We start from the raw sequence: 23,931 nt of genomic DNA, 5'->3' as shown, positions 1-23,931 counted from the left end.
GGCGCAAAAGCGCGCCGCGAGGAACCAGAAGCTCATGACCTACATCGTCAACGATGCTTGCATTGCCTGCAAATACACCGACTGCGTCGAGGTGTGCCCTGTGGATTGCTTCTACGAGGGCGAAAACATGTTGGTGATCCACCCCGACGAATGTATCGACTGCGGTGTCTGCGAGCCGGAATGCCCTGCCGACGCCATCCGCCCGGACACCGAGCCGGACATGGAGAAATGGGTCGAGTTCAACCGCAAGTACGCGGAACTCTGGCCGGTGATCATCTCCAAGAAGGATCCGCTGCCCGAGGCCGAGGAACGTGACGGTGAAAGCGGCAAGCTGGAGAAGTACTTCTCCGAGACACCGGGCGAGGGCGGTTAAGAACGATTCGCTCCGTCGCTTTTGGCAGGGCATGGAATTGCTTGCCTAAATCCCTGATATTCAACTGGTAAACCTCACTTCGTGAGGGCGCTAGGATGCTTTCGTATTCTATGCTATACATGTTGTTCACATGATGACTGCACGTTCGGGGCGTAACGCCCGACGTCCCTACGGGGCATAACCAGACTGTATGACATGAGATGAGCGGGAATCCAGCGATCCCCGGTCGTCTTTTTTGTCGCCTAGTCAACTGATGAGTTGCGAGGAACGACCTATATGACCAAGACCAAGAAAAACGACTTCCGTCCCAATGACTATGTGGTTTACCCGGCGCATGGCGTAGGCCAGATCGTGTCCATCGAAAAGCAGGAGATCGCCGGGATCAGCCTCGAACTCTTCGTGATCTCCTTCGAGAAGGACAAGATGACCCTGCGCGTGCCGACGCACAAGGCCACCGAAGTCGGAATGCGGTCGCTGTCGTCCCCGGACGTTGTGAACGAGGCCATGAAGACCCTCAAGGGCAAGGCCAAGGTCAAGCGCGCGATGTGGTCGCGCCGCGCCCAGGAGTATGAGCAGAAGATCAACTCGGGTGATCTGATCGCCATCGCCGAGGTGGTGCGCGACCTGCACCGCGCCGACGATCAGCGCGAACAGTCCTACTCGGAGCGTCAGCTGTACGAAGCCGCGCTGGAGCGTCTGACCCGCGAAATCGCCGCCGTTTCCGGCGACGAGGCCGCCGCCGCCAAGCAGGTGGACGAAGTTCTGGGTCTGCGCGCCGCGTAAGCGACCTGCGAAACGGAAATGAACTGACCGCGTCCCCCGGGGCGCGGTTTTTTCGTTTCCGGTTGCCGCCTATGCCGCGTCCTGCTTTCCGCGTTCGGTGAGCGCGGTGTAGAGTTCCGTCTCCAACTCGCGTTCCAACTCCTTCGAGCGGGCCACATAGGCGGCGTTCTCGGCCGGGGGAATCGACGGATCCCAGAGCTGGGCCAGCTCGCGGATGGTACGTCGGTCATGGTGATAGAACGTTTCTTCCGCAATGGCGGCTTCGAATTCGCTCATACCGACGTTTTCCAGAACGTACCGGCCGGCACGAAGACTGCTGTCGAACATCTCGCGCACGATGTCATTTGCCCCCGCCTGGTAGAGCGCATAGACGTGCGTCCGGTCCCGTGCGCGGGCGACGATGTGCAGATCGGGGCGGATGCGGCGGGCATAGGCCACCAGCTTGGTCGTGGCCTTGGGATCGTCCAGGGCTGCCACCAAGACACGCGCGGAATCTATCCCGGCGGCGTGCAAGAGTTCGGGCCGCGTGGGATCGCCGAAGAAGCCCTTGACCCCGAACCGCCGGATCAGCTGGATCGTCTTGATGTCATGGTCAAGCACCACGGTACGGTGCCCCGCAGAACGCACGAGACGATTGACGATCTGGCCAAAGCGCCCGATCCCCGCGATCAGCACCGGGCCTTCTTCGTCGATGGCGTCTTCCTCGGCGCTTTCGGTGAGCTTGCTGAACCCCTTGTTGAGATAGTCGAACAGAAGGAAGAGCAGGGGGGTGATCAACATGGTCATGGCGATGATCAGCAGCAGCCGACCGCCGAGATCGGCGGAAAAGACGCTTTGCTGACGACCGAAGGAGATCAGGACAAAACCGAACTCGCCGGCCTGGGCCAGGCCCAGCGTGAACAGCCACAGCCCGCGCTTGCGCAGCCCAAAGGCGCGCCCCAGACCATAGAGCACGACGCCCTTGACCAGGATCACCGCCAGCGCCAGCCCGAGGATGGTCATGGGTTCGCGCAACAGCGACTCGACGTCGATCCCGGCGCCCACGGTGATGAAGAACAGCCCCAGCAGCAGACCCTTGAAGGGTTCGATGTCCGATTCAAGCTCGTGCCGGAACTCGGAGTTGGCAAGGACAACCCCTGCGAGGAAGGTGCCAAGCGCCGGAGACAGGCCGACCAGCATCATCAGAAAGGCGATGCCGATCACGATCAGCAGGGCGACGGCGGTGAACATCTCGGGCAGATGCGCGGCGTGGATGTAACGGAACAGGGGGCGGGCCCCATAGATACCGGCAAGGATGATCGCGGCGATCACCGCCAGCGTCACCAGCGCAGCACCCCAGCCGGGCAGGCCTTCGACCAGGGACATGGCCGCGTGATGCGCGTCTGTGCCGTGATCTCCGCGCTCGGCGTTCTCTTGCAGGAAGGTTCCCGGACTGACGAAGGCGGGTATCGACAAAAGCGGCAGGATGACCAGGATCGGGATCACCGCGATGTCCTGCGTCAGAAGAACCGAAAAGGCGGATCGCCCGCCATTGGTCTGCATCAGGTTCTTTTCATTCAGTGTCTGCAGCACGATGGCAGTCGACGACAGCGCCAGCGCGAGGCCCACGGCCAGGGCCGTCGGCCAGGCCAGGCCAAGCGCCATGCCCCCGGCGAGGATGGCCGAAGTGGTCAGCACGATCTGCAATCCGCCGAGGCCGATCAGACGATGCCGCATGTCCCAGAGCGCGCGGGGTTCCAGCTCCAGCCCGATGATGAACAGCATCATGACCACGCCGAATTCGGCAAAATGCTGGATGTCGTCCGTCGCCACGATCAGCCCGAGTCCGGGTCCGATCACAAGTCCGGCCAAGAGGTAGCCAAGTACCGAGCCCAGCCCCAGGCGCGCTGCGAGAGGCACAGCGATCACTGCGGCAAGAAGAAAGACAGAAGCCTGAAAAAGAAAGGAGTCCACACGCTTCTCCGCTGGTTGGCTACTCTTCCATATTGGGCCGGGGAAGGCCGGAGAGGCAACCGGAGACATGTGAAATCTGCCTGCAATACGGGCAGGTTGCCCTATACGAGGCAGCGGCGGGTTACTCGGCGGGCACCAATGGTGGTTGCGGGCGCGGCAACCGTGGGCGCAAACGCGACCAGCGTGGGGCGCAGGCGGTGGGCAGGACCGCCCGAAGGTCGTCCATCGGTAGGGTGCCGCTCAGGATGGCGCGGTAGAGCGGAAAGACACCCTCGCGCAGGTACGGCGACCAGTGGCAGATCAGGCGTTGCGGCGGTGCGATCGGAAAGCCCAGGCGGCGCAGGGCTGTTAAGCTTTGTTCATCGTCGAGCTGCAACGTCACCATTTGCGGCAGGTCTACGCCACCATGCCCCAACATCCGGTCACCCGGATGCGTCGGAGGCACCAACCGTTCCAGCATGAAATCGAACAGGTCGTTTTCGCGGCTGGTGACGTTCAGGACCTGCGTCCGACAGCCCCTTGCGCTGTCCAGCGTATGACGCGCCACCGCGCCGTATTCCGCCGCAGCCAGCAGAATGGCGCGGGTGATGGCGCCGGGGGCGCCCGCACGCACTGCCGCAAGGGCAACCCGGGCACCAAGCGAGTGGGCGATGACATTGACCGGGCGCCGCGGGGCCAGGTGGCGTACCTCGCGCACGAGCGCCGCCAGCGCCTCTCCCGCCAAAGCTGCGCGACGGTGTGCTGCCCAGATCGAGCCGCGCGCCTGCCAGCCAAAGGATATGGCGACACGCCCCTGAAGGCCCAGACGGTCGGGCCAGCTGACGACCCTGCGGTCCTTGGCGCGCGGGGCTGGGGACATCAACGAGGTATGTGGACAGTGCACTGGGTGGCCGGGCTGGTACTTGTAGCCATGCACCATGATCGTGACCGGCCCGGAATCGGTTGCCAGCGCATCGGCGAGCGCGGGCAGCAGGGGGGCAGTACCGCCATGCAGGCGGGCCTCATGTTCGATGACTGTGATCCGTAGCATTGGCATGGCAGCGTCCCACTACATCTTGTGCGTGGCCCTACCTCAATGCTGCGACGGTATCGTGAAGAGCGGGTTACAACGTCGTGACGCCCTTGCAATGTGATCTTAACGTCTCTATGCCAACGCCCGTGGCGATTTGTTACCGGATTGCGGGCCACGGAGGGCATCGCCCCTTGAAATTCCGCTAAAGAGGTCAGACGGAAGGCTCCTTTCGCTTGACCGCGATCGGGGCTTTTTTGTTGGGAGTGGACCCATGAGCATCGAAGTGAAACAGGCGCACGGCAAGGCGACGAACCTTGTGCACGGCGGCACCAAACGCAGCCAGTGGGGCGAGGTCAGCGAAGCGATCTTCCTGACGCAGGGATTCGTCTATGACACTGCCGAGGCGGCGGAGGCGCGCTTTCTCAAGGCGGGCGAAGACGAATTCATCTATGCCCGCTACGGCAACCCCACCGTGGCGATGTTCGAAGAGCGCATGGCGCTTCTGGAAGGGGCCGAGGACGGATTCGCCTGTGCCAGTGGCATGGCGGCGGTCAGCGGCGCGCTGACCTCGATGCTGCGGGCCGGCGATCACGTCGTCTCCGCCAAGGCGCTGTTCGGTTCCTGTCTCTACGTTCTCGAAGAGGTTCTGACGCGCTACGGGGTCGAAGTGAGCTTTGTCGATGGTGAGGACCTGTCTCAGTGGCAAGCGGCGCTGCGCCCCGACACCAAGGCGGTCTTCTTCGAGAGCATGTCGAACCCGACGCTGCAACTGGTGGACATCGCCGGGGTCGCGGACCTGGCCCACAAAGTGGGTGCCACGGTCATCGTTGACAACGTCTTTTCGACGCCGATCTACTCGAAGGCCATCGCGCAAGGCGCTGACCTGGTTGTCTATTCCACGACCAAGCATGTCGACGGGCAGGGCCGCTGCCTGGGCGGCGTGATCCTTGGCACCCGTGAGCATATCCGCGGCGTGGTCGAACCCTACATGAAGCACACGGGCGGTTCGATGAGCCCGTTCAACGCCTGGGTGATGCTGAAGGGGCTGGAGACGCTGAAACTGCGCGTCCGCGCCCAAACCGAGGGCGCCGTGGCCTTGGCGGAGGCATTGGTGGATCATCCCAAGGTATCGCGGATGATCTATCCGGGGCATGCCAGCCATCCGCAGAACGGACTTGCCCAACAGCAGCTTGGCGCTGGCGGCACCCTGATCGCCTTCGAGGTCGAGGGCGGCAAGGAGGCAGCCTTTCGCATGTTGAACGCGCTGCAGGTGGTCATCATCTCGAACAACCTCGGCGATGCCAAATCCATCGCGACCCATCCGGCGACCACCACGCACCAGCGTCTGAAACCCGAACAACGGGCGGCTTTGGGCATCGGTGACGGGATGATCCGGCTGTCGGTGGGGATCGAGGACCCCGAGGATCTCGTTCGGGACGTTCTGCAGGCGCTGGACGCGGTCTGACGGCCATGTGCCGCCCGCGAGTGATCCGGGCTTCGCTTGGCGACGTATACTATTTCGAGATTGGAATTGATGTGAACAATTCCTAGGTTAAGCATCGAAGACATGCTCGAAAGGGGTGGCCATGAACGTCCACACACCGGAAATCGATCGGAAGCCCAGCCAGGAAGAGGCGGCAGAGGCACTGGAACTGCTGCGTCGCTGGGCTTCGAAGGCGCAGGACGCCGAGATCGAGGCGCTGGATCCCCTCGTGGCCCGTCTTGCACCCGATTCGGCGCCGGATTCCTATCCGGCGCTGTCGCGTGCCTACCCGGACAATTTCAGCGTCGATTCTGACTACAAGGCGGGTTTGCCGGACCTGCAGAATGGGCCGTCCTCGCTGATTCGTGGGGCGAATCGTGCCATTCAGCACGTAGGCATTTCCAACTTTCGCCTGCCGATCCAGTATCACACCCGCGACAATGGCGACCTGCACCTGGAAACCAGCGTGACCGGCACCGTCAGCCTGGAGGCCGACAAGAAGGGCATCAACATGAGCCGCATCATGCGGTCCTTCTATGCCCATGCGGACAAGACCTTCAGCTTCGAGGTGATCGAGGCGGCGCTGGACGATTACAAGAGTGACCTGGAAAGCTTTGATGCCCGCATCAACATGCGCTTCTCCTTTCCGATGAAGGTCGACAGCCTGCGGTCGGGCCTGTCCGGTTACCAGTACTACGACATTGCTCTGGAGCTGGTGGAACAGGACGGCGTGCGCCGCAAGGTCATGCACCTTGACTATGTCTATTCCTCGACCTGCCCGTGCTCTCTGGAATTGTCGGAACACGCGCGACGGACGCGTGGGCAGCTGGCCACGCCGCATTCGCAACGTTCGGTTGCGCGCATTTCCGTCGAGGTCAAGGAAGGGGAGTGCCTCTGGTTCGAGGACGTGGTGGACATGTGTCGCCGCGCCGTCCCGACAGAGACGCAGGTCATGGTCAAGCGCGAAGACGAACAGGCCTTTGCCGAACTGAACGCGGCCAACCCGATCTTTGTCGAGGATGCCGCCCGTCTGTTCGCGGAGCAGCTGCAGGCGGATGCGCGTGTCGGCGATTACCGCGTGGTCGCCAGCCACCAGGAAAGCCTGCACAGCCACGACGCGGTCTCCGTCCTGACCGAGGGCGATCTTTTCGCGGCAGAAAGCCTGGACCCCAAGCTCTTCTCGACACTGTTTCACGTCGGCTGATGGAATAGGCGGCAGGGCCCCTGGTCCTGCCGCGCCTTTGTGCAGCGACTGGCGCCTCACGGCAACGCTCGGCGCTTTCATGGATTGGTTACCTCTTTTGTGAGAGGGTAAACCGCAGGGAGGAAACCGGCCACGCAGGATAAGGTTTCCAGTCATGACACGCGACAATGTTCAGATCGGGATGGGCCACAGGTCCCTCAACAGCCGGATCGATGTCTTCCTGTCCGAAGTGGGGTTCGGGATGAACCCGGGACAGCTTCGCAGGGCCAAGTTGCGGCAGATCATTGCCCTGGAATGCGCGTCGGACGCGGAACTTGCCGCTCTGGGTATTGCGCGCGACGATATCCTGTCCTTCGTCTTTCGCGACCTTCTGGCCGCCTGACGGACGGCGTTGCGGCAAGGGTGCGCAGGGCGCTTGACAGTCCTGCACCGGCGGGCCAACGCTCCGTCTCATGTTCGATGTTCGCCCCGTCGCCTATGTGATCGGCCTGCTGGTCGCCTGCCTTGGTGCCTGCATGTTGCTGCCGCTCGTGGTCGACCTGGCAGAGGGGCGGGGTGAATGGCCGGTCTTCCTTGAAAGCGCAAGCATCACCATGCTGGCGGGCGGCCTGACGTCTTTGTCCTGTGCCAACGCGGTCAAGAAAGGGCTGACCCTGCAACAGACGTTCCTGCTGACCACGGGCGTCTGGGTGGCGCTGCCGGTCTTCGGGGCGCTGCCCTTTGTCCTGGGGGCCACAGGGGTCAGCTATACCGATGCCTTTTTCGAGGCGATGTCGGGCCTGACCACCACCGGATCGACCGTTCTGACGAACCTTGACGGATTGCCCAAGGGGCTGCTGCTGTGGCGGGGACTGTTGCAATGGCTGGGTGGGATCGGGATCATCGTCGTCGCGATGGTCTTTCTGCCGGAGTTGCGGGTCGGTGGGATGCAGATCTTTCGATCCGAGGCTTTCGACACGATGGGCAAGATCCTGCCCCGGGCGACGCAGATTTCGGCCTCGATCTCTTCGATCTACATCTCGCTCACGCTGTTCTGCACGATCAGCTACCTGCTTTGCGGCATGAACGCCTTTGACGCGACGGTGCATGCGATGACCACCGTCTCTACCGGCGGGTTTTCAAACTACAACGCCAGCTTCGGCACGTTCTCCGGGCCGGCGGAATATGTCGCTTCTGTCTTCATGATTCTCGCCGCTCTGCCATTCGTGCGCTACGTCCAAATGGTAGCGGGGCACAGGTTCGTCCTGTTGTCCGACAGCCAGGTACTGACCTTTCTCGCCATCATCGGAACCCTGGTGGTCGTGACTTCGATCACGCTCTTGTCGATCTTTCCGCATCATCCTGAACAGGCCGTGCGCGAGGCGCTGTTCAACATCACCTCGATCATCTCGGGCACCGGATTTGCCAGCGTCGACTACATGAGTTGGGGACCTTTCCTGATCGCCATGTTCTTTTTCATCGGGCTGATCGGCGGCTGCGCCGGGTCCACGGCTTGCTCCGTCAAGATCTTCCGCTACCAGTTGCTCTTTGCCTCGATCCGGGTGCAGTTGCGCCGCATCCGCGCGCCGCACGGGGTCTTTGTGCCGCGCTACCAGGGGCGCCCGGTGGGGCCGGACGTCCTGAGCTCGGTCATGAGCTTCTTCGTCTTTTTCGTGGTGTCGCTGGGCGTCCTGTCCGTTGCGCTCAGCCTGACGGGCCTTGACTTCATCACCTCGGTGTCCGGCGCAGCGACCGCCATTGCCAACATTGGCCCGGGACTGGGCGACACGATCGGACCGGCGGGCAATTTTTCCAGCCTCAGCGACACGGCGAAATGGATACTCAGCTTTGCCATGCTGGTGGGGCGGCTTGAAATCCTGGCGGTCTTCGCACTCTTTACCATCGGCTTCTGGAGGGCATGATGACGAAACCCCTTGGCGCACAGGTCAGCCATGCTCTCAAGGCGCGCGGGGTCGAGGTGATCTTCGGCATCCCCGGCGTGCACAACATCGAGATGTATCGTGGCATCGAGGAGGCCGGGATCACCCATGTCCTCGCCCGTCACGAGCAGGGCGCCGGGTTTATGGCCGATGGCTATGCCCGGGCAACCGGACGGCCCGGTGTCTGCTACCTGATCACGGGTCCCGGGTTCCTGAACGCGATGACGGCGCTGGGACAGGCCTATTCAGACAGCGTTTCAGTGCTGGCGCTGGCCTCCTGCCTGGACGAAACGGCGGCCCGGCGGGGACAGCTGCACCAGATGCGCGACCAGCGCGCGGCGGGGGCCACGGTCTGCGACTGGTCCGAGGAGGCGGGGAAGCCCGCGGCTGTCTATGCCTTGATCGACCGCGCCTTTGGCGAGTTCGCCAGCGCGCGGCCCCGGCCCAAGGCCCTGCACATGCCGATCGCGGCCCTGGGCGCGCCGGCCGAGCCTGCCCCGGAACCGCCTCTGCGGCCAGAGCGCCCGCACCTGACCCACAACCAGATCTACGCGGTGATCGACGCGCTGAGCGAGGCGGAAAAACCGCTGTTCATCTTTGGGGGCGGTGCGGTCTCGGGGGCGGCGCATGTGCCGGAGCTGTTGCAGCAGACCGGGGCGGCCAGCTTTGTCACCTATGCAGGCCGGGGGATCGTGCCGGCGGATCAGCCGCTGTTCTTTGGCAGTTCGCTGGCGCGGCCCGAAAGCGCGGAAGTGGCCGCGCAAGCGGATCTGGTGGTCGCGCTGGGGACGGAGCTGTCCGAGGTCGATCTCTGGCGTGACGAGCTGGGTCATTCGGGGCGAATGATCCGGGTGGACCTGGATCCGGCGGTCCTGTCCGGCCTGCGGGTGGGCGACCTTGGCTTGATCGGGGACGTGGCGGCACTGATCCGGGCAATGACCATTGCCATCCCGGCGCGCAATGATGACCGTCCGCCCTGCTGGTACGCGGAAGAGGTGGCGGCGGCGCGGGCGCGTTGGCGGGCGCAGGTCCGCGCGGAACGGCCCGGCGTGGTGGAACTGTCAGAGGCACTGCAGGCGGTCATGCCGGCAGAGGCGATGATCTATTCCGACATGACCCAGTTTGCCTATGGCGCGCTGGAGGTCTGGGACATGCCCCGGCCCGGCCACTGGCACCATCCCAGCGGTTTCGGCACGCTGGGGTATGCGCTGCCTGCTGCCATCGGTGGTGCCGTCGGCCGACCCGGTTTGCCGACCTGCGCGATCCTCGGGGACTATGGACTGCAATACACGCTGCCAGAACTGGGGACGGCGGTGGAACTGGGCCTGCCGCTGCCGATCCTGCTCTGGGACAACGGTGCACTGGGCGAGATCCGTGAGAACATGGTGAGCGCCCAGATCGAGCCCAACGCGGTTGTGGCGCGCAACCCGGATTTCCTGGCGCTGGCGCGGGCCTATGGGGCAGGAGCGGTGGAACCGGCGAGCCTGGCCGGGCTGCAGCGGGCGGTGACGGCGGCCTTCGAGGCGGACGGGCCGACGCTGATCCGGATGACGCAGGCGCTGTTCTAGGTTCGCGCGGGCAGCGGGAAAGAGAGGGGGCTCTGCCCCCGTCTCCCTGCGGTCGACTCCCCCGAGGTATTTGGAAAACCAAAGAAGCTGTGACCGGGCACCGGAGGCGCCCGGTCAGCGGTCAGGCCGTTTCAGCCGATTTCGGCCAGCCGGGCGAGTGCCTCTTTCAGCTTGGCCTCTTCGCCTTCGCGGGCGGCCAGGTTTTCCTGTGCTTCCTCGACCACCTCGGGCGGGGCGCTTTCGGCGAACTTGGGGTTGTTCAGCCGCCCCTTGAGGCCGCCTATCTCCTTGGCCAGCTTGCCCAGCGATTTTTCCAGCCGGGCCTTTTCTTCACCCACGTCGATGATGTCGGCCAAGGGCAGGCCAAAGGTGGCCTGGCCCACGGGAACCGTCACGCAGCCCTTGGGGAAGTCATCGACCGAGGTCAGCCCCTCGATCCGGGCCAGTTTCAGGATCAGCGCCTGGTTGCGGTCCCAGGCGGCCTGTTCCTCGGCGCCGATGCCCTTGACCAGCATCGGCACATAGAGCCCCGCCGGTACATGCATTTGCGACCGGGCCGAGCGCACGCCCTCGATCAGCGAGATCACCCAGGACATTTCCGCATCGGCCTTGGCATCGCTGACCTTGGCGGCGCTATAGGTCGGCCAGTCGGTGTGAACCAGCATGCCGTCGCGCGTGCCCAGCGTGTCCCAAAGCTCTTCGGTGATGAAGGGCATGACCGGGTGCAGCATGATCAGGCATTGATCCAGCACCCAGGCCATCGTGGCGCGGGTCTCGGCCACCACCTGAGCGTCCTCCGAGCCGAAAAGCGGCTTGGAGAACTCCACATACCAGTCGCAGACCTTGCCCCAGACAAAGCTGTAAAGCGCGTTGGCCGCGTCGTTGAACCGGTAATCGGTCAGGGCCGCATCGACGGTTTCCCGCACACGCGCGGTTTCCCCGATGATCCAGCGGTTGACCGTCTGCTGGGCCGTGGGGGCAAATGCCGGGTCGGAGCTGGACTTGTGCGTGTCAAAGACCTGGTTCATCTCGGCAAAGCGGCACGCGTTCCAGAGCTTGGTGCCGAAGTTGCGGTAGCCTGCGATCCGGTCGACTGAGAGTTTCAGCACGCCACCGATGGAGGCCATCGCCGCATTGGTGAAGCGCAGCGCGTCCGCGCCGTATTCGTCCACGATTTCAAGCGGGTCGATGACGTTGCCAGTGGTCTTGGACATCTTCTTGCCCTTCTCGTCGCGGACGAGCTGGTGCAGGTAGACGGTGTGGAAGGGTTTTTGATCCACGACGGCCAATTGCATCATGATCATCCGGGCAACCCAGAAGAACAGGATGTCGAAGCCGGTGATCAGAACCGAGGTCGGGAAATAGCGGCGCATTTCCTCGGTGTCCTCGGGCCAGCCCAGCGTGCCGATCGGCCAGAGACCGGAGGAGAACCAGGTGTCGAGCACGTCGGATTCGCGCCAGACCGGGTAGATAAGCTGCGTCGGGTCCTGTGTCGCCTCGTACTGGGCGAGGGCCTCGGCGAACTGGTGCACGGCGGTATTGCGGTCCTCGACCTCGATCACGCGGGCGTGGTTCAATGGCGTGGGCAGGCCCGCCAGGACATCCTCGAATTTCGCGCGGACGGCCTCGAAATCATGCGCGGCGTGGTGGCGTTCCTCGCCGATCAGCAGGCGCTGGTCGTCCAGAAGCTCGCGCATCTCGACGAGGTCGAGCACGCCGTCGTTTTCCTGGTCGTATTGCTTGCCGGACCTGGCGGAGAGGTCGAGCCCGTACCAGACCGGGATCTGATGCCCCCACCACAGCTGGCGGCTGATGCACCAGGGCTCGATGTTTTCCAGCCAGTGATAATATGTCTTCTCGCCGCTCTCGGGCATGATCTTGATGTCGCCGTTGCGCACGGCGTCCAGCGCCGGGCCGACGACCTTTTCCGCATCGACGAACCATTGGTCGGTCAGCATCGGTTCGATGACCACCTTGGACCGGTCGCCGAAGGGCTGCATGATCGGCTTGGTCTCGACCAGCGGCACCTGCGTGACGGGCGGTTCTTCCTCGCCTTTCTTTAGCTTGGGTTTCGGCCCAAGGCGCGGATCGTCGGAGGTGGTCATGACCGCCAGACCTTCGGCGGTGATCTCGGCGATGACCTTTTCGCGTGCTTCGAAGCGGTCCAGACCGCGCAGGTGATCCGGGACCAGGTTGATCGAATCCGCCTCGGCCTCGGTCAGGGCGCGGTCGCCCTCTGCCACCTGCATGGCGATTTCAGCAGCCTTGGCATAGGCTTCGCCGTCGGCGCGCATCTGGCCGCGGGTGTCCATCAGACGGTACATCGGGATGCCGCCGCGCTTGGCCACCAGGTAGTCGTTGAAGTCATGCGCGCCGGTGATCTTGACCGCACCGGAGCCGAAGTCCGGATCGGGATATTCATCGGTGATGATCGGGATAAGGCGGCGGTGGTCCTTTGGGCCGACCGGGATCTCGCAGAGCTTGCCCACGATGGAGGCATAACGCTCGTCGTCCGGGTGCACGGCGACGGCGCCATCGCCCAGCATGGTTTCGGGGCGCGTGGTGGCGATCGAGATATAGTCGCGCGTCTCGCGCAGGGTAACGTTGCCGTCCTCGTCCTTCTCGACATATTCGTAGGTTTCGCCACCGGCGAGCGGGTACTTGAAGTGCCACATGTGGCCTGCGACCTCGATGTTCTCAACCTCGAGATCGGAAATCGCGGTTTCGAAATGCGGATCCCAGTTGACCAGCCGCTTGCCGCGATAGATCAGCCCCTTGTCGTACATGTCGACAAAGACCTTGATGACCGCATCGTGGAAATTCGGGCTGTTCTCGTGCCCGGTTTTTGGATCACCCGGCGCACCGGCCATGGTAAAGGCGTTGCGGTTCCAGTCGCAGGAACAGCCCAGCCGTTGTAGCTGGTTGACGATGGTGCCGCCATACTGGCCCTTCCATTCCCAGACCTTGTCGAGGAATTCCTGCCGCGTCAGGTCTGTGCGGCGCAGGTTGCTTTCGGCCTTCAGCTTCTTCTCGACCTGCAGCTGCGTGGCGATGCCGGCGTGGTCTTGTCCGGGCTGCCAGAGCGTGTCGAAGCCGCGCATCCGGTGCCAGCGGATCAGAATGTCCTGCAGGGTGTTGTTGAAGGCATGACCCACATGCAGCGCGCCGGTCACGTTCGGCGGCGGGATCATGATGGTAAAGCTTTCGTCGCGGCTCTTGTTGGCGCCGGCGCGGAAGGCGCCGGTGTCGAGCCATTTCTGGGTGAGGCGCGGTTCGGCCTCGGCGGCGTTGAAGCTCTTTTCCAGCGGCATGGGTCTTGTCCTCGTCCAGTGTTGGCGGTGGGTCTACGACAAGGGCGCGCCAAGGGGAAGGGGGCCGGTGGCCGCGTGCTCCCGGCGGAGCGGGCTATGGGTGCAAGCACCCATCCTACGGGCGGACCAAAGCGCAGAAAAAAGCCCGCGATGCAGTGCATCGCGGGCTGAGGCTACGGAACCCCAGGGAGGAGGAGAGGGGCCCCGAAACTGATTTGGGCAGCGGCGCCAGGGAGGAGGAGAGGCGCCGCTGCCATTGAAAGACCCCAGGGAGGAGGAGAGGGGCCTGACAAATTGGTCGGGTCGCGCGACCCGGAATTCCTGTGCGGCGGTGCCAGGCAGGAGGAGAGGCACCGCCGCTTATGCGAGATCCCAGGGAGGAGGAGAGGGACCCGACATGTCGTTCGGACCGCGAGGCCCGGAAAACTGGTGCGGCGGCACCAGGGAGGAGGAGAGGTGCCGCCGCGTATGAAAGGTCCCAGGGAGGAGGAGAGGGACCAGACATATCTGTGGGCCGTTTGGCCCTGAATTCTTGCGCGGCGGTGCCAGGGAGGAGGAGAGGCACCGCCGCATATGCGAGATCCCAGGGAGGAGGAGAGGGATCCGACATCACGTTCGGGTCATGCGACCCTTGAATTTCGTGCGGCGACACCAGGGAGGAGGAGAGGTGTCGCCGCTCTGTCTGCGGGCCGAATGGGAGGAGGGCCCGCATATGGTGTTGGGGTCATGCCCCGAAACTTTTGGGTGCCGGCTCCAAAGGGAGGAGAGTGGAGCCGGCACCAGAACAGGAGGGACTGGGAGGAGGAGTGTCCCGCCTGAAAGGCTTAGTTCTCGTTGGCGGCCTGCCACGCGATGCGAGAGATTTCGCTGCGGGCCAGACCCAGATCGGCCAGGTCGCGGTTGCTCAGCGAGGCCAGCTCTGCGTAGGTCTGCTTGAAGACCCGGCGGCGGGCGCGGCGTGCCTGAAAGGTTGCGACCAGCCCGGAAATGCGGGCGCCCAAACCGCTTTGGGCATTGGTGATGTTCGCCGTTGCATGTGCCATTATTTCCGTGCCTCAGTGTCTGTGCGTTGCCTTGGTTGCGACAAAGATGGGGCAAATGCTGCGACTGCACAATGGCTACGGCGTCATTTCTGCTATGCAGAAAGTGCATATGAAAACTGTTCAATTCTTGGCAGTTAAGGTTGATTGCTGTGCAGCTGCATGATCTGAGGTTGCGCTAACGCAAGGGAAGCGCCACTGAAAATGGCAAAACCACGGGGTAAGACATGTCGGAAATGAAGGACGCGGTCGAGGCGGCGCTGGAGCGGGTTGATCTGCCGGATGGGGGAAACCTGATTTCCAGAGACATGATTCGAGCGTTGCGCGTCGAAAACGGCGTGGTGCGCTTTGTCATCGAGGCGCCGAGCGCGGAACTGGCACGGCAGATGGAGCCGCTGCGCGCCATTGCGCAGAAGGCGACCGAAGCGGTGCCCGGGGTGACCTCGGCCAGCGTGGTGCTGAGCGCGCCGACCGAATCCAAGGCGCCGCCACAGCTGAAGATGGGCGGACATCCGAAACCGCAGGACAGCGTGATGAAACCGGCAGGGGTCAAGACGATCCTCGCCGTGGGCTCTGGCAAGGGCGGCGTGGGCAAGTCCACCGTCTCGGCCAACCTGGCCGTGGCGCTGGCGCGCGCGGGCAAGCGCGTGGGCCTTCTGGATGCGGATATTCACGGGCCCAGCCAGCCGCGCATGTTCGGCCTGACGGACAAGCCGGCCAGCCCGGACGGCAAGACGATCATTCCGCTCAAGGCGCATGGAGTCACCGTCATGTCCATCGGGTCGATGCTGGCAGAGGACAAGGCGGTGGTCTGGCGTGGCCCGATGTTGATGGGCGCACTTCAGCAGATGTTGATGCAGGTGGACTGGGGCACGCAGGATGTGCTGATCGTCGACCTGCCTCCGGGCACGGGCGACGTGCAGCTGTCGCTGTGCCAGAAATCCGAGGTGGCGGGCGCCATTGTGGTGTCGACGCCGCAGGACGTGGCGCTGCTGGATGCGCGCAAGGCACTGGATGCCTTTGCCACGCTGAAAACGCCGGTGCTGGGGCTGATCGAGAACATGGCCGTGTTCACCTGTCCGCATTGTGGCAAGGACAGCCACATCTTCGGCCATGGCGGCGTGGTGGCCGAGGCGGAAAAGATCGGCGTGCCGCTGCTGGCGCAACTGCCGATCGACCTGGACACGCGGCTGGGCGGCGACGGAGGCACCCCGGTGGCGATGGGCGACGGGCCGATTTCCCAGGCCTATGCGCAACTTGCCGAGCGTCTGATCCAGGGGGGGATCGTCTGATCCCCGCCGGGCGCGCCTGCGGCAGATGTCGCGGGCGCGCCTGCGGCGCGTGTTGGGGTATTTTTGCCAAGAAGAAGCCGGGACGCGGTTCGCGATGGGCAACCGGTTTTCAAGATTGGCCAGGGCGCGGCGCATGCGAGGCCGGGGACCGAGCGGGTCGGGGCCGGTTTGTACAAAACGTACAAAACGTACGCGGAAATCAGCATTTTGTACAAAACGGCCCGGGCGGGGCATTTTCCAGAGAGGCGTCCCCCCGGCAAGGGCTTGCCCGGTCCCCATGCGGGCTTCGTGGGGTCGGGGGAGGCGTGGCGATGCCAAGGGCGGGCGGCAGGCGTGTCTTCATGCTGCCTTGCAGCATGAGCGGAGCTGGCCTCGGGTCGTGGCTGGACATTTTTCCGGATTTGCGCTGCGATGCAGAAAGGGCGGCTTGAATGTCAGGATAGCTGACGCACTCCGGCCAAAGCGCTTTCGAATTTCGCTGAAAAGCGGGTTGGTCAGGCGGCTTTTTGCAGTTGCAGGAAGAGGTCGGTGACAAGGGCCGCCGGGTCGATGTTGACGGCGCGGGCATGGCGGGCGCGGTCGCCGGCCTCTTGGGCCACGTCGGCCCAGCGGCGGCCTGCCGCCGGATCGCCTGCGAGGCGGCTGAGCACCTCGCCTTCGCCGGGCAGGACCTGTGGCGGCGGGTGGCCGGTGACGCCGGTGCGGGCGAGGCGGGCGGCCAGTTGTCCGGCCAGGGTCAGCAGCAGGTCCAGCCTTTCGTCCTTGCCCTTGCCGGCACAGGACTCGGAAAGCGACAGCAGGCGGGACCGGTCGAGCGCGGGCAGGCTGCCCAGCAAGCCCAGGATCTCGCGGTAGAGCGCCAGCCCGTCGTTGTTCAGAAGCCGCATGGCGGCGCCGACCGATCCCTCGGCCAGCATGGTCAGCGGTTCGACCTGGTCCGGCGGCACCTCGGCCCCGGCCTGCGCCAGTGCCTCTGCCATGTCCTCGGGGCTGAGCGGCGAGAGCCGCAGGGTGCGGCAGCGCGAGCGGATCGTCGGCAAGAGCCGCGCGGGCTGGTGACTGAGCAGCAGGAGCGTGGTGCGCGCAGGCGGTTCCTCGAGCATCTTGAGGAGCGCGTTGGCGGCCTGGGTGTTCAATTCATCCGCGCTGTCGACGATGACGACGCGGCGCCCGCCATCGGCGGCGGAAAGGCCGAAGAAGGCGTGCAGCTTGCGGATCTCGTCCACGCGGATGTAGTCGGAAAAGCGGCCCTCGCGCAGGGCCTTGTCGCGTTCACTGTCGGCAGATCCCGCGCCGCCCCGGCGCAACAGGAACAGCCCGGGTTCCGAGAGCGCACGCATCCGGTGGGCGACCGGGTGCTCGGGGTCGATGTGCAGCGACAAGGGCGGCGGCGGTGCGCCGAACAACCCGTCATCTTCTCCGGCGGGCGGGGTGGCCAGCAGGAAACGCGCGATTTCCCAGGCCAGTGTCGCCTTGCCCAGCCCGCGCGGGCCGGTCAGCAGCCAGCCGTGATGCAGGCGCCCGGAGTTATGCGCGGTCAGGAAAGCCTGTTCCGCCTCGGCCTGGCCGATCACGCGCGGGGTTTCGCGCGGGTGCGGCGCGCCGTCGAGACGGTCGGGTTCGGGCAGGTTTTCGGTGTCGCTCATGATGAGGGGGCCAGTTCCCGGAGCACGGTGGCGTGAACGTCGCGGGCAACGCTGTCCATGTCGCGGTTGCCGTCGATGACGCGAAACCGCGCCGGGGCCTCTGCCGCCAGCGCCAGAAAGCCGTCGCGCATCCGCTGTTGCAGGTCGAGGCCGAAATCCTCGAACCGCTCTTCGTCGGTGGCGCGGGATTTCGCGCGGGCCAGCCCGGCCTCTGCCGGCATGTCGATCAAGAGGGTCAGGTCCGGGTCGATGCCGATCATCAGGTCATGCAGGGCGTCGACCTTGTCACGCAATCCGCCGCGGCCCTGGTACATGCGGGTGCTGTCGGCGAAACGGTCGCAAATCACGGTGCGGCCCGCCTGCAGCGCGGGCAGGATCGCCCGTTCCATGTGGTCGCGCCGGGCGGCGGTGAAAAGCAGAAGCTCTGTTTCCGCAGACCAGCGGTCCGGATCGCCCTGCAGCACCAGGGCGCGGATCTCTTCTGCTCCCGGGCTGCCGCCAGGTTCGCGGGTCAGCAGCGGATCATGTCCCTCGGCGCGCAGGCTCTCATACAACTGGCGCGCCTGGGTGGACTTGCCGGAGCCGTCAATGCCTTCGAAGCTGATGAAGAGACCGGGCCAGGGCCGGAGCGGGGTGGTCACATCGCCTCCTCGGCGTCTTCGGCAAAGCGTTTGATGAGCAGCCCGCTGACGGTCATCATCCGGTCGAGAAAGCCGCCCGCATCCACCTTGTCGGCGGCAAAGAGCGGCACGCGGGTTTCCGGCAGGCCCTCGGGCTGGATGATGAGCTCGGCCAGTTGCTGGCCCTTGGTGACGGGGGCCTGGATCGGGCCGGTATAGACGACCTCTGCCTTGATGCCGCCGGGGGTCATGGTGGGCAGGAGCAGGCGGACGTCCTTGTCCGAGACGAGGCCGACCTGTTCGGCGGAGCCCATCCAGACCTCGGCCTGGGCGATGGCGGTGCCCTTGGTCACGACGGTCTGTTCGGCGAACTGGCGGAAGGCCCAGTTGACGATGGCCTCGGATTCCTCGGCGCGCGCCCGGGTGCTGTCCAGCCCGGTGATGGCAAAGACGACGCGGCGTTCACCGTTCTTGGCGCTGCCGACGAGGCCGTAGCCGGCCTCTTGCGTGTGGCCGGTCTTGAGCCCGTCGGCGCCCGCAACGAGGCCAAGGAGCGGGTTGCGGTTGTTGACGTTCGAGGGGGCGCGGCCGTCGAACTCGAACTTGCGCTCCGAGAACATCGGGTAGAATTCGGGGAAGTCGCGGATGATGTGCGAGGCCAGCAGGGTGAGGTCGCGCATCGACATGGCATGACCCTGCGCGGGCCAGCCGGAGGCGTTCTTGAAGGTCGAGGAGGTCATGCCCAGCTGCTGGGCGCGCTGGGTCATGAGACGGGCGAAACCGGCCTCGGTGCCGTCGGGGCTGAGCGCCTCGGCCAGGACGACGCAGGCGTCGTTGCCCGAGAGGACGATGATGCCGCGCAAGAGGTCCTCGACCCGGACACGGTCGGTGGTATCGAGGAACATGGTCGAGCCGCCGAAGGACATGGCGTGGCCCGAGACGGGCAGCCGTTCGTCAAGCTTCAGGCGGCCTTCGCGGATCGCCTCGAACGCGATGTAAAGCGTCATCAGCTTGGACATGGAGGCCGGAGGCAGCGCGTCGTCGGCGCGCTTGGTCAACAGAACGGTCCCCGTGGTCTGGTCGATGACAAAGGCCGCCTTGGCGCGGGTGTCGAAGGCGGGGGCCTGGGTGGCAAGCGCCGTCACAAGGGCGGCGGAGGCCAGCAGGCTGCGGGCAAAGATGGTCACGTTCGGGACTCCTGTCCTGTGCTCGATTCAGGCTCTTGCCCCGTTATCGCGTATCGCGGCGGGCGTGTCACGCCGCGCCGTGCCCAGACGGGCGGCTCATCGCCGGGGCAGGCGGCTCAGGGTGAGAGAAACTTCGACGACATCCAGCCTGTGGTGCCCGAGGCGGTACGGACCTTCCACCAGACATCGTTCGACCGGGCGCAAGAGTTCATCGCGGAAATGGTTGCGGCGGTCAGGCGCCCACTGGAGGCCGGGCGGCAGGTTTCCCCGCATTTCTTCGAGAGCAGGGCGGCGCCGTCGAGGCTGCGGTCCAGCGGGACAACGACACGATCCCTGCCGGCTTCCATTACGACGGGTTCGCCGAATCCGGGGTTGGCGCGCAAATTGGAGAAGGTCTGTACCCCGACCACGCGGTAGCCCTGGGCGATTGACGCGCAGGTGCCTTCGGCGACGCGGGCGTCGGTCACGCCGGGGCGGGGATCGGCAATCGTGTCGAGGCGCGTGCCGATCGGGGTGGCAAGCGCGGGCAGGGCGCTGCCGAAACCGTCGGCCTGTCGTGACAGCTGTGAGGCGAGGAAACGCGCGCTGGGAGGTTGCGGGTCGTCCTATTGGCCGCGATCCGTTTGGATGTCGCGAAAGAGCCGCAGCGCGATCCGGTGCGGCGCACGCCATTCGACACGACAGGCGTCGATCATCAGCGTGCCCTCGGCGGTTGTGCCAGACAGGTAGACCCAGTTCCGCGCGCCGCTGTTGCTGTCTGGCAGGGCTAGTATCCAGTCTCCGGCGAAACGGGTGCCGCTGTTCTGGTCCTGGTATTGTGCCGGTCCGAGGGACGGAAATTCCGCCGTGCAGAGATCGCGGATGCGTTCACGGTCGATACGCTCTGGCAGGGGGCCTGTCCCGGTCAGGGTCACACCGAGTTCGCGCGCCCGGTCCGGCGTATCCACGAAATCGAAATCCTGTCCCGAGACAACGAAGACGGAAATCGCGAAGTCCCGGCTGATCCGCAGGTCTTCCAGGCTGCCGAAGATCTCGGCAGAGGCGCGGATGGCCATGTCGAAGGCCTGTCCGACGACCGTTTCCGAAAACTGTCCGGCGGGCACGTTCAGTTGGGGCGCGTGTAACCCAAGGTCGCGGTGACATGCATCGACCGGCTGCGATTGCGGGTCAGACCGTCCTCGACCCAGAATTGCGTGCCTCCCAAGAAGGCCAAAGCCCAGGCGGACAGGCAACTGTCCTGTTCGGCGACCTGGGTGCTGATCCCGGTTTCGCCGAGATAGGTGGCCAGGTCGAGGCCTTCGGGAAAGCTGCCGCCGGGGCTGTCGAGACACAGGCGCGTGTGGATCATTGCGCGGTCAAAGGCGTTTTGGCCCGGGGGAAGGATGGCGCGCAGCCGGTCGGTATCTTCATCCACGATCTGCCCCGAGAGCATCGCGTGGCATCCCTCGGGGTGGTCGTTCAGTATCGTGATGTCGGTGGCCTTTGTCGGCGCTGCCAGCGTGAGGAAGGCCAGTGAAAGAAGGGGCAGGGGCGCGACGAAGAATGCCGTCAGAGTAGCTTTGTGCGAATACATGCGGGGATCGGGTTTGGTCGAAACGGGCGGGACTGGTGCATCGTCCCGCCAGAAGGCTCAGTCCGTCACCGCGTAGGCATCGGTAAAGCCGGTCTTCTTGATCTTGGCGAGCAGCGTTCCGCGTTCGTCGGCGGACATGGCCGGGCCGACGACAACGCGCCAGAAGGACTTGCCCTTCGAGCTGAAGGTCTTGATCGTCGGCACCATGCCGGCCTGGCGCATCGAGGTCGCGGTGTCCTTGGCGTTCTGCTGAACGCTGAAAATGCCGATCTGGATATAGGGCTTGTCCAGTTTCGAGGCCTTCGGCGTTGGAGCGGGCGGCTTGGCCGAGGCGACCACGGCGGGTTTGGCGGCGGGCCGTGCCGCCGGTTCGGGACGGGCCGGGGGCAGGGGGGTGCCGTCGATCGCTGCGGCGGCTCCGTCGATCACCGGGTCAAGCGCACCTTCGCTGACGTCGGGGGCCGCGGGCATGGCTCCGGGCGCCGCGGCCAGCGGGTCGCCCGCGGCGGGATCGGGGTCCGGCGCTTCCTCGCGGCGCAGGGCGACAACGTCAAGGTTGGTCGGTTGCCCGGCCAGGACGCCAAGTGCGGCGGCGGCATCGGAGGAGACCTGCAGGCGGGGGCCGGGTGTTTCGCGTTCCTTGCGGAACAGGGCGCCGATCACGAACTTGCCGTTCTGCTGGTTGCGGATGATGACGCGTTCGGGGTCCTTGGCATCGGGATGCGCGACCCAGACGCCACCCAGCGAAGGGCGTCCGTCCCAGAGCCCGGCTTCCTTGGCCTCGAAGACCTCGGGCGCCTCGACATCGCGTGCGGCGCGGGGGCTGTCGGCGGTGCTGGCGCGGGCAACGACATCGCCGTCAGCGTCTTTCGCCTGCAGGAAACCCGGCATCTGCCCATCGGCACAGCCCGAGGCCAGCAGGAGCACGGCCCCCACGGAAGAGAAACGCAGAGTCCTGGAAAGATTGGAAGATTTACCGCTCATGTCTTGCCTCTTGCCCTAGTCGCGCCTCGGGTTGTTTCCCGGGCCCACGCCGGGTTTTCCCGGTCGCGCACTGCCTCAGAGGGGCTCTGACGGCCCCATTCACATGCAAGAATACCCTGTCAAAGCCCACATGGAAAGCCTGCAAAGGGTTTGTACGCGGATTTTCGGAGAGGCGCTTTCAGAATCGGAACAGGCGCACTATCGATGAGCGCCACGGAGGTTTGGCAGAGTGGTCGAATGCGGCGGTCTTGAAAACCGTTGGGCGTGAGAGCGTCCCGTGGGTTCGAATCCCACAGCCTCCGCCACCCACACATTTTTTCTGATGGCAGGAAACAGCGTACAGTGACCGAGGGCCCTGCAAACGCGGGGTTCTATCCTTGTCCGGGGTTTCTCGGGATTTTGTTCGTTTTCGCCTGTGTGCTTCCCTTGCGTGGTCGGAATGGTGGTAAGACGGCGGCGCTGGGCGGCAAGCTGACAAGGCGACTGGTGGAGAACCTGGGGCCGGGGCGGCATGGCGACCGTGTGGGCCTTTACCTGGTGGTTGACCCGTCAGGCGCGCGGCGTTGAGTCGCGCGGGTCACAGTGAAGGGACAGAAGAACCGCAAGGGCGCGCGACTGCGCACGGATTTCGGGCTGGGCGGGGCCGATGTGGTGACCCTCAATCAGGCGCGCGAGCGGGCGCTGGAGTATCGGCGCATGGCAAATGTGGTGCTAGCCGCGCACCCGAGCGATGCTGTCGAGCTCATGGCCAACGCGCTGCCCTGACAGCGAGGTGGCCACGACCGCGGCCAGGCATTCCCGGCTGTAGCTCTTCTCTGTCCTGGCCCAGTCCACTGCTCGTCGCCTTGCACCGGGCTTCAGACGTTTTTTTCCCGGCATCACCTTGAGCGTGGCCACATCCAGCATCTGCTCCGCGAGCATCTTCTTGAGCTGCGCGTTCTCAGCCTCCAAGGCCTTAGGCCGTTTGGCCTCCGACACTTGCATGCCCCCAGACGTCGAGCGCCACTTGTAAAACGTGCCATCGCCGATGCCATGCTTCCGGCAGAGCTCCCTGGCGCCTATCCCGGCTTGGTTCTCCTTCAAGATGCCAATGACCTGCTCTTCGCTGGAACGGCTTTTCCGCATCGTCTGTCTCCTCGTTTCGAGAACAGGCTAACCTCAAACCGCAGACGTTTCAGGGGAGCAGGTCAGAGGCGCCCTATCGCTTGCCGGATCTCGGAGCGAAGCTCGGCTTCTTCGAGGCCGTATTCCTCTGCCGCTTCGGCCACCGTGTGGAACGGTGCAACGGGGCAGCCGGGGCACAGCATCTGTCGAGAAAGAAAGGGCACAGCTGCAGAAGGCCAGAAGACGAACAATTTTTCCAGCGTCAGCTCCGGGTCGTCGATGTCGGGGCGTCGCATGAACGGATCTCCTTTTGCTGCAGCGACCCTGCCACCCTCTTTCCGCGTGGTCTTTGCGATTTCGCAACAAGCCCCGGCAGGGCCCCGGCTATTCGGATCGTGTTCGAAACGAAAACCGGAACGCGAAAGATGTCAGAGATCTTCACCAAGTCGCGGGCCAGGAACGTGTTCTACGGGGGATCGATCTTCTTCGTTGCCGTGTTCGTGGCCCTGACGGCGCAAAGCCACCTCCATATCACCCGAACCGCGACGGCGGGCATGCCGCTGACCGACGAGGTCCGCCTTGGCAAACATGTGTGGGAACGGAATTCCTGCATCAATTGCCACACGCTACATGGCGAAGGCGCGTATTTCGCCCCCGAGGTCGGCAATGTGATGACCCGCTGGGGCGTCATGGACGATCCCGAAGGCGCCTACGAGATGCTGGACGCCTGGATGGCCGCGCAGCCCTCGGGGATCGAGGGGCGCCGGCAGATGCCGCATTTCGAGATCACAGAGGAGGAGATGCGCGCCCTGTCCGAATTCCTCCGCTGGGCCGATCAGACCGACACCCAGAACTGGCCGCCGAATGACGCCGGCTGAC

At 64.6% G+C, this 23,931-nt stretch carries 21 protein-coding genes, 1 tRNA gene and 1 pseudogene; 10 read left to right on the top strand and 13 right to left on the bottom strand.

Annotated elements, in window-relative coordinates; all coding sequences use genetic code 11:
• Window positions 1–34 precede the first annotated feature (34 nt).
• On the top strand, window positions 35–373 hold the full coding sequence (fdxA, locus tag G9Q80_RS26195; protein ID WP_043137766.1) for a ferredoxin FdxA: 339 nt from the start codon (window positions 35–37) through the stop codon (window positions 371–373).
• Window positions 374–649: 276 nt separating this feature from the next.
• A complete protein-coding gene (locus tag G9Q80_RS26190) occupies window positions 650–1,156 on the top strand; it encodes a CarD family transcriptional regulator (RefSeq protein ID WP_043137763.1) in 507 nt (168 codons plus the stop codon).
• 69 nt (window positions 1,157–1,225) lie between these two features.
• Here the strand turns inward: G9Q80_RS26190 and G9Q80_RS26185 are convergent, their stop codons facing one another.
• Both G9Q80_RS26185 and G9Q80_RS26180 read right to left on the bottom strand, forming a co-directional pair.
• Window positions 1,226–3,109: a monovalent cation:proton antiporter-2 (CPA2) family protein gene (locus tag G9Q80_RS26185; RefSeq protein WP_088716218.1), complete on the bottom strand. Its 1,884-nt coding sequence runs from the start codon at window positions 3,107–3,109 to the stop codon at window positions 1,226–1,228.
• A gap of 121 nt (window positions 3,110–3,230) precedes the next feature.
• Complete coding sequence (locus G9Q80_RS26180; protein WP_088716219.1) at window positions 3,231–4,139, bottom strand: T6SS effector phospholipase Tle3 domain-containing protein; 909 nt, start codon at window positions 4,137–4,139, stop codon at window positions 3,231–3,233.
• Window positions 4,140–4,392: 253 nt separating this feature from the next.
• Between G9Q80_RS26180 and metZ the strand changes: the two genes are divergently transcribed.
• From metZ to G9Q80_RS26155, 5 genes are all read left to right on the top strand, one after another.
• Window positions 4,393–5,586 (top strand): O-succinylhomoserine sulfhydrylase, encoded by a 1,194-nt coding sequence (gene metZ / locus G9Q80_RS26175; protein WP_088716220.1) that lies wholly within the window; start codon window positions 4,393–4,395, stop codon window positions 5,584–5,586.
• Between the two features lie 121 nt (window positions 5,587–5,707).
• Complete coding sequence (gene folE2 / locus G9Q80_RS26170; protein ID WP_043137754.1) at window positions 5,708–6,808, top strand: GTP cyclohydrolase FolE2; 1,101 nt, start codon at window positions 5,708–5,710, stop codon at window positions 6,806–6,808.
• 154 nt (window positions 6,809–6,962) lie between these two features.
• Window positions 6,963–7,190, top strand: a complete 228-nt coding sequence (locus tag G9Q80_RS26165; RefSeq protein WP_043137751.1) for a hypothetical protein — start codon at window positions 6,963–6,965, stop codon at window positions 7,188–7,190.
• Between the two features lie 70 nt (window positions 7,191–7,260).
• Window positions 7,261–8,709 carry a TrkH family potassium uptake protein gene (locus G9Q80_RS26160; protein WP_088716221.1) on the top strand — a complete coding sequence of 483 codons (1,449 nt, stop codon included), beginning with the start codon at window positions 7,261–7,263 and terminating at the stop codon, window positions 8,707–8,709.
• Complete coding sequence (locus G9Q80_RS26155; protein WP_088716278.1) at window positions 8,709–10,295, top strand: 5-guanidino-2-oxopentanoate decarboxylase; 1,587 nt, start codon at window positions 8,709–8,711, stop codon at window positions 10,293–10,295. Before G9Q80_RS26160 ends, G9Q80_RS26155 begins: the two co-directional genes overlap by 1 nt.
• 131 nt (window positions 10,296–10,426) lie before the next feature.
• Here G9Q80_RS26155 and G9Q80_RS26150 read toward each other — a convergent pair whose 3' ends face one another.
• Together G9Q80_RS26150 and G9Q80_RS26145 are read right to left on the bottom strand one after the other, a co-directional pair.
• Window positions 10,427–13,606 carry a valine--tRNA ligase gene (locus G9Q80_RS26150; RefSeq protein WP_088716222.1) on the bottom strand — a complete coding sequence of 1,060 codons (3,180 nt, stop codon included), beginning with the start codon at window positions 13,604–13,606 and terminating at the stop codon, window positions 10,427–10,429.
• A gap of 824 nt (window positions 13,607–14,430) precedes the next feature.
• Complete coding sequence (locus tag G9Q80_RS26145; protein WP_043137743.1) at window positions 14,431–14,649, bottom strand: DUF1127 domain-containing protein; 219 nt, start codon at window positions 14,647–14,649, stop codon at window positions 14,431–14,433.
• Between the two features lie 224 nt (window positions 14,650–14,873).
• On the opposite strand from G9Q80_RS26145, the gene G9Q80_RS26140 reads away from it, so the two are divergent.
• Window positions 14,874–15,938, top strand: coding sequence for an Mrp/NBP35 family ATP-binding protein (locus tag G9Q80_RS26140; protein WP_043137741.1), 1,065 nt, complete (start codon window positions 14,874–14,876; stop codon window positions 15,936–15,938).
• A gap of 494 nt (window positions 15,939–16,432) precedes the next feature.
• Here G9Q80_RS26140 and G9Q80_RS26135 read toward each other — a convergent pair whose 3' ends face one another.
• From G9Q80_RS26135 to G9Q80_RS26105, 7 genes are all read right to left on the bottom strand, one after another.
• Window positions 16,433–17,584 (bottom strand): DNA polymerase III subunit delta', encoded by a 1,152-nt coding sequence (locus G9Q80_RS26135; RefSeq protein ID WP_069210416.1) that lies wholly within the window; start codon window positions 17,582–17,584, stop codon window positions 16,433–16,435.
• Window positions 17,581–18,225 carry a dTMP kinase gene (tmk, locus tag G9Q80_RS26130; RefSeq protein ID WP_088716223.1) on the bottom strand — a complete coding sequence of 215 codons (645 nt, stop codon included), beginning with the start codon at window positions 18,223–18,225 and terminating at the stop codon, window positions 17,581–17,583. The genes G9Q80_RS26135 and tmk overlap by 4 nt, the downstream gene beginning before the upstream one ends.
• Entirely contained in the window at window positions 18,222–19,391 is a 1,170-nt protein-coding gene (locus G9Q80_RS26125) for a D-alanyl-D-alanine carboxypeptidase family protein (RefSeq protein ID WP_052244281.1), read from the bottom strand. The genes tmk and G9Q80_RS26125 overlap by 4 nt, the downstream gene beginning before the upstream one ends.
• 116 nt (window positions 19,392–19,507) lie before the next feature.
• A complete protein-coding gene (locus G9Q80_RS26120; protein ID WP_088716224.1) occupies window positions 19,508–19,858 on the bottom strand; it encodes an SH3 domain-containing protein in 351 nt (116 codons plus the stop codon).
• Window positions 19,859–19,996: 138 nt separating this feature from the next.
• On the bottom strand, window positions 19,997–20,446 hold the full coding sequence (locus G9Q80_RS26115; RefSeq protein WP_133066442.1) for a hypothetical protein: 450 nt from the start codon (window positions 20,444–20,446) through the stop codon (window positions 19,997–19,999).
• Between the two features lie 50 nt (window positions 20,447–20,496).
• Entirely contained in the window at window positions 20,497–20,964 is a 468-nt protein-coding gene (locus G9Q80_RS26110) for a hypothetical protein (protein WP_088716226.1), read from the bottom strand.
• 57 nt (window positions 20,965–21,021) lie between these two features.
• The gene (locus G9Q80_RS26105; protein ID WP_088716227.1) at window positions 21,022–21,948 is read right to left on the bottom strand and encodes an SPOR domain-containing protein; all 927 of its coding nucleotides are present in this window, start codon (window positions 21,946–21,948) and stop codon (window positions 21,022–21,024) included.
• A 215-nt stretch (window positions 21,949–22,163) separates the two neighbouring features.
• On the opposite strand from G9Q80_RS26105, the gene G9Q80_RS26100 reads away from it, so the two are divergent.
• A tRNA-Ser gene (locus tag G9Q80_RS26100) sits at window positions 22,164–22,253 on the top strand.
• A 505-nt stretch (window positions 22,254–22,758) separates the two neighbouring features.
• Here the strand turns inward: G9Q80_RS26100 and G9Q80_RS26095 are convergent.
• A pseudogene (locus tag G9Q80_RS26095) lies at window positions 22,759–23,073 on the bottom strand (transposase); the annotation flags it as partial.
• Between the two features lie 62 nt (window positions 23,074–23,135).
• Window positions 23,136–23,348 (bottom strand): hypothetical protein, encoded by a 213-nt coding sequence (locus G9Q80_RS26090; protein WP_088716228.1) that lies wholly within the window; start codon window positions 23,346–23,348, stop codon window positions 23,136–23,138.
• 129 nt (window positions 23,349–23,477) lie between these two features.
• Here G9Q80_RS26090 and G9Q80_RS26085 point away from each other — a divergent pair, with 129 nt between their 5' ends.
• Window positions 23,478–23,930: a c-type cytochrome gene (locus G9Q80_RS26085; RefSeq protein WP_043145525.1), complete on the top strand. Its 453-nt coding sequence runs from the start codon at window positions 23,478–23,480 to the stop codon at window positions 23,928–23,930.
• Window position 23,931: the final 1 nt, after the last annotated feature.

The organism is Mameliella sp. LZ-28, assembly GCF_012274245.1.
In the GTDB taxonomy this organism is placed as follows: domain Bacteria; phylum Pseudomonadota; class Alphaproteobacteria; order Rhodobacterales; family Rhodobacteraceae; genus Antarctobacter; species Antarctobacter albus.
Note: the sequence above shows the minus strand (reverse complement) of the source record. Positions and strands in the feature narration are given on the sequence as shown.